Consider the following 4,804-nt stretch of genomic DNA (forward strand, 5'->3'; position numbering starts at 1 on the left):
TTTCATGTACTTATATTAACAATCAAAACTCAAGGAAAATAGTCCTTAGTTAAATCAAACGACACTTCATGTCGTGTCGCTTATATCTCTGACCTGAAGGACAGAGTTTTACGCTCCATTTGATAAATTTTATCAACAACACATTTTTCCGCATCTTTTAAATCAAGTCATGCAAGTGCCGAGCCTGATGGATAAACGACGCGAACTCCTGTTAGCCGTATCTGGGGAGGTGCTCGAAATTGGCTTTGGTACAGGTTTTAATTTAGCGTTTTATCAAAATGTCGATACGGTTTTTGCCCTTGAGCCCAATCCCGATATTTTTCATTTAGCTGCTGAACGTGTACATGTTGCGCCCTTTGAGGTACAGCATATTTTAGCCGGTGCTGAAAAATTACCCTTTGCAGATGAAAGTCTAGATCATGTCGTGAGTACATGGACCTTATGCAGCATTGCCGATATTGAAACTGCGCTTGAAGAAATCTACCGTGTCCTTAAACCAACAGGGACATTTCATTTGGTTGAGCATGTACAACACAATGAAAATCGGAAAATTAAGCAGTTACAACACCTACTGACGCCCATTCAAAAGAAAGTCGCGGATGGCTGTCATCTGGATCGTCATATGCAAAAGTTGCTTGAAGATGCCCAGTTTGAATGTTTTGAAACGCAGTATTTTGATGCAGAAGGCATTCCAAAAATTGGTCAGCGCATGTTGCTCGCCCGCGCACGGAAGTTGAGTTAAAGCGTCCAAGGCCATGTTTAAGCAAAATCAAATCTAGATAAAAGTACCTAGTCTTTGATTAGTCGAATGGCATTAATTTTTAGGATATGACAAGGCTTTTTATTCAACACATTATAGGTGTTATACGACTTCCCTGTTTTGATGGAATGCACATCCACCCATTCACCCAAAATCTCCACGCGATCACCTGATTTTAAACGGCGAATACGATTTGCGACGTCTTCGGATTGAGCAATCACACTAACATTTTGCAATTCGGACTTGAGCTGTTCAATTTGTGTCGAGGGCACGTTTTTCTCTTGCACGTTAAAACAACGGTTCTGCTGCGACCATTCAAGATGGTATTTTAAAGACTGGATATCATTTGCGCCTGAACTCAGTAGCAAATCAATATTGCTGACATAGGCTAAGTCTTGAAAGCCACCCACCACGGTCGGTGCGGCCGGATGTAATGTACGACTACTGGCACTGTAGTAGCGTTTATCCAACAGCACATATTCACCGGAAAATGCCTGAGTCGCTGTGACCTGAAAATTTTTCAGCACACCAGTCTGCTCTAAATGTGGAATGGCACGAAAATATTCAGACCATATCCACAGCATGAGCGCAAAAACGGCTGCAGTCGCTAAGAGTTTTTCCATGTGAATATTCTGTCCTTATTACTTTTCGACGGTTCTGAGCCTGAATCACGCGAGCTTAAATATGCTCAAAATCAATTCGGATGGTTTCAAAACGCACTCGCCCTTCGGCAATGGCTTGAGCAATCGCTTGTTGCCCTTTGGTCAAACGTGCCCCACCACTTTTAATATCAATCAGCACCACTTCGATGTCTTCAGCGAGGCCATCGCCATCACGAAAGTCGGTATAGCCATCAAAAACCACATAATCGATCGGGTCACCGAGAAACTTTGCATCGCTAGGTAAATACTGAAATTCAGGCATGATCGGCGCCATTTGTTCGGCCATTTTGCCTTTTAAAACAGCACGACTGGTATTTACACTGCGTTTTTGTGCATGGGCCAAGGCCTGCTGATGTTCCAATTCTAGTTCTGCAATATATTGCTCGTATTCTGCCTTAATCCTTCCATTGCGACTGCCACTTAAAATTAAGGTGGTCAGTACAATCCCAATACACGCGCCAATGAGCATGGCCATCCAGACAGACATTTAAAATTCCTAATCTTTTTAATATATTACAGCGAAAACTATAGAAAAAACTTAGACTTTGGTTCTTTGTCATATTCCCCGCATTAAACAATGATATGCTAGGGATGAGCAGAATAAAATCTATTTAGGTCGATGAAAACGATATTAATTGCCAATCAAAAAGGTGGTTGTGGCAAAACCATCACAGCAATCAGTTTAGCCTCTGCACTTGCGCAAAAAGGTTATAAAGTGGCCTTGGCAGATGCTGACAATCAAAAGTCTGCACGTCAATGGCTCAAACAGCGCCCAGAGACTGCCGCCCCGATTCAGAGCCTAGATTGGCGTCATGAAAAATCGATTGGTGATGTGCCGAAAGGAATTGAATATCTGATTATCGATGCACCGGGTGCGTTATCGGGTGAACATGCAGATCAGTTGGTGAGTGAAGCTCACGCCATCATTACCCCGCTACAACCATCTTTCTTCGACATCGACTCGACCCGTCGTTTTTTAAAGCATTTACAAGAAATTAAACGGATTCGTAAAGGTAAAGTCCAAATCCTATTGCTGGCCAATCGTGTCAAACCCAATTCTGCTCATTCCAAAGAAATTCAAGATTTTTTCAATAAAGTTGAACAACAGCCCGTTGCTTGGATTTCTGAACGTACCGCTTATGGTCAACTTGCCATGCAAGGTCTTTCGGTTTTTGATAAAACGCAAAAATTGTACCTCGGCATGCAGCAACAATGGCAACCTGTGCTCAATGCCATTATTGAAGACGAAGCCGAGTGGTTTTAACCCATCATTCCACATTTTGCTGATATAAAGGTCAATCTTGCAAGGATCTAGCCTGAAAGATATTCACCATAAGTTAACAAGCTCTCGTTTTCGGGAGCTTTTTTTTCGGTTAAGATTGAACACAACATGATGAAAAAATCAGAGCACGCATTGCCAACGTTCGCACCTACATTACAAAAAGTCTTATTGTTCGGATTATTTTTTATCCTGATTTTTTTGAGCTTTAGCGTACTCAAATACTTTATTGTGCCCGTTGTTTGGGCAGCGATTATTGCTTATATGACTTGGCCGCTGTATCAATCGGTGCATCGTTTTTGTGGCAATCGTGCAAATCTAAGTGCGGCGCTGATGATCTTATTGGTGGTACTCGTGGTGGGTCTGCCGGTGATTTTTGCGATCTTCTTGCTACAACATGAAGGCCGTAACTTGTATTTTGAATTACAAAAGCAGGTCTTCTCGGGTCATGTCAATGTGCCTGATTTTATTCGCCAACTGCCGTTTATTGGTAAAGAAGTCAGTCGTACCCTGCATGAGCTGAACAATGACCCGAACAGTATTATTCAATCGGTGCAAATTTGGATTCAGGGGCATTTGAACTACGGTAAAGTTTTGGTCGGCGAAGTCAGTAAAAATATCTTTAAGCTGTGTTTTGCCGTGATGTCTTTATTTTTCTTCTATCGTGATGGTCAAACCATTTTAAGTCAGGTCAGTAAAGCCCTCGAAATGGTGATCGGGCCACGTATTCATCATTATCTTGCCACCATCTCGGATACCACACGTGCTGTAGTGTATGGCATCGGTCTCACCGCCATTGCCCAAGCTTTACTTGCCGGTCTCAGCTATTTTGTTGCCGATGTGCCTAACCCGATGTTATTAACCATCATTACCTTCATGTTGGCACTGATTCCCTTTGGCCCACCGATTTCATATACCGCTGTGTCGTTGTGGTTATTTTCACAAGGTCAAACCATTGAAGCCATTGGCGTCATGGCTTGGGGTGTTTGTATCGTGAGTACGGCCGATAACGTGATTCGTCCTTTAGTGATTTCAGGGGCAACGCAGATTCCATTCTTATTAATCATGTTCGGTGTTTTAGGTGGTATCGCCAGTTTCGGTCTTGTCGGTTTATTTATCGGGCCAGTGATCTTGGCGGTACTCTTGGCGATTTGGCGTGAATGGTTACATGAAACCCAAATTGAAGCCGTCATGATGCCCAAAGCAACATTGGCACATGACTTAGACAATATGGATGATAAGCCTGAACAACCTTAATTCAGGCTTGAATTCATTAAACAAATATTACAATCAAATACTTAAATTATCTGTCATCCTGTATCCGCATCTGTTTCAATGGTTGAAACTCCATAAAAACAGACAGGATGCCAAACATGTCTTCACTATTTAAATTCGGTGCGCTTGCTGCGGTCAGTGCCCTGATGTTTACAGGCTGTGCGAGTACCTCGACTTCAACAGGTCTGAATGCAAAAACCGTGATGGTCAATGCCGTGACTGCTCAAGGTATTGGTCAAAGCATCGGTCAAATTAACTTGGTTGATAGCCCTGCTGGCTTGGTTATTCATACCAATTTAACCCAGCTTCCTCCGGGTCCACACGGTTTCCATATTCATGAAAAAGGCTCTTGTGCCCCAGCTGAAAAAGATGGAAAAGCGGGTGCTGCTCTTGCTGCAGGTGGTCACTTTAACCCTAAAGCTGCACCTCACCACGGTACGCCGCTAACAGGTCACTTGGGTGACTTACCGATCCTTCAAGTTCAAACCGATGGCACAGCAAAAGTGAATTTAATTGCACCACGTTTGAAATTGGCGGATGTACAAGGCTTAGCCATCATGATCCATGCTGGTGGTGATAATTACTCTGACGACCCTAAACCTCTAGGCGGTGGCGGTGACCGTATTGCCTGTGGTGTGATTCAATAATCAACTTTGCATATAGATTTGAACAAGCGGACTTTAAGTCCGCTTTTCTATTGATTGACATCCTCACCCCCTTAAAAGAGGGTGATTCCTACAGCTAGACGCTTATGCCCAAGCGCAAGAATGTTTAGAGCTGAGTTTATATCTCGATCATGAGCTGTACCACAGCTCATGCACTCCCATT

7 protein-coding genes are annotated in these 4,804 nt (G+C 43.1%); 4 read left to right on the forward strand and 3 right to left on the reverse strand.

Translation table 11 applies throughout. From position 1 onward, the window contains the following. The first annotated feature begins 169 nt into the window (after window positions 1–169). On the forward strand, window positions 170–742 hold the full coding sequence (locus FTU17_RS16820; RefSeq protein WP_180136090.1) for a class I SAM-dependent methyltransferase: 573 nt from the start codon (window positions 170–172) through the stop codon (window positions 740–742). A 47-nt stretch (window positions 743–789) separates the two neighbouring features. Here FTU17_RS16820 and FTU17_RS16825 read toward each other — a convergent pair whose 3' ends face one another. Both FTU17_RS16825 and FTU17_RS16830 read right to left on the reverse strand, forming a co-directional pair. After that, a complete protein-coding gene (locus FTU17_RS16825) occupies window positions 790–1,383 on the reverse strand; it encodes a hypothetical protein (protein ID WP_180136092.1) in 594 nt (197 codons plus the stop codon). A 55-nt stretch (window positions 1,384–1,438) separates the two neighbouring features. Then, window positions 1,439–1,909, reverse strand: coding sequence for a Holliday junction resolvase-like protein (locus FTU17_RS16830; protein WP_078192492.1), 471 nt, complete (start codon window positions 1,907–1,909; stop codon window positions 1,439–1,441). Between the two features lie 132 nt (window positions 1,910–2,041). On the opposite strand from FTU17_RS16830, the gene FTU17_RS16835 reads away from it, so the two are divergent. From FTU17_RS16835 to sodC, 3 genes are all read left to right on the forward strand, one after another. After that, window positions 2,042–2,686 (forward strand): ParA family protein, encoded by a 645-nt coding sequence (locus FTU17_RS16835; RefSeq protein ID WP_078192493.1) that lies wholly within the window; start codon window positions 2,042–2,044, stop codon window positions 2,684–2,686. A gap of 150 nt (window positions 2,687–2,836) precedes the next feature. After that, window positions 2,837–3,958, forward strand: coding sequence for an AI-2E family transporter (locus tag FTU17_RS16840; RefSeq protein ID WP_162689724.1), 1,122 nt, complete (start codon window positions 2,837–2,839; stop codon window positions 3,956–3,958). A 116-nt stretch (window positions 3,959–4,074) separates the two neighbouring features. Continuing rightward, window positions 4,075–4,623: a superoxide dismutase family protein gene (sodC, locus tag FTU17_RS16845; protein WP_180136094.1), complete on the forward strand. Its 549-nt coding sequence runs from the start codon at window positions 4,075–4,077 to the stop codon at window positions 4,621–4,623. Window positions 4,624–4,694: 71 nt separating this feature from the next. On the opposite strand, the gene FTU17_RS16850 is transcribed toward sodC, so the two are convergent. After that, window positions 4,695–4,804 (reverse strand): zinc ribbon domain-containing protein (locus FTU17_RS16850; protein ID WP_179994364.1); only part of this gene is annotated, 110 nt, incomplete at its 5' end.

The sequence above is a fragment of the Acinetobacter sp. YH12070 genome, assembly GCF_013419625.1.
In the GTDB taxonomy this organism is placed as follows: Bacteria; Pseudomonadota; Gammaproteobacteria; order Pseudomonadales; family Moraxellaceae; genus Acinetobacter; species Acinetobacter amyesii.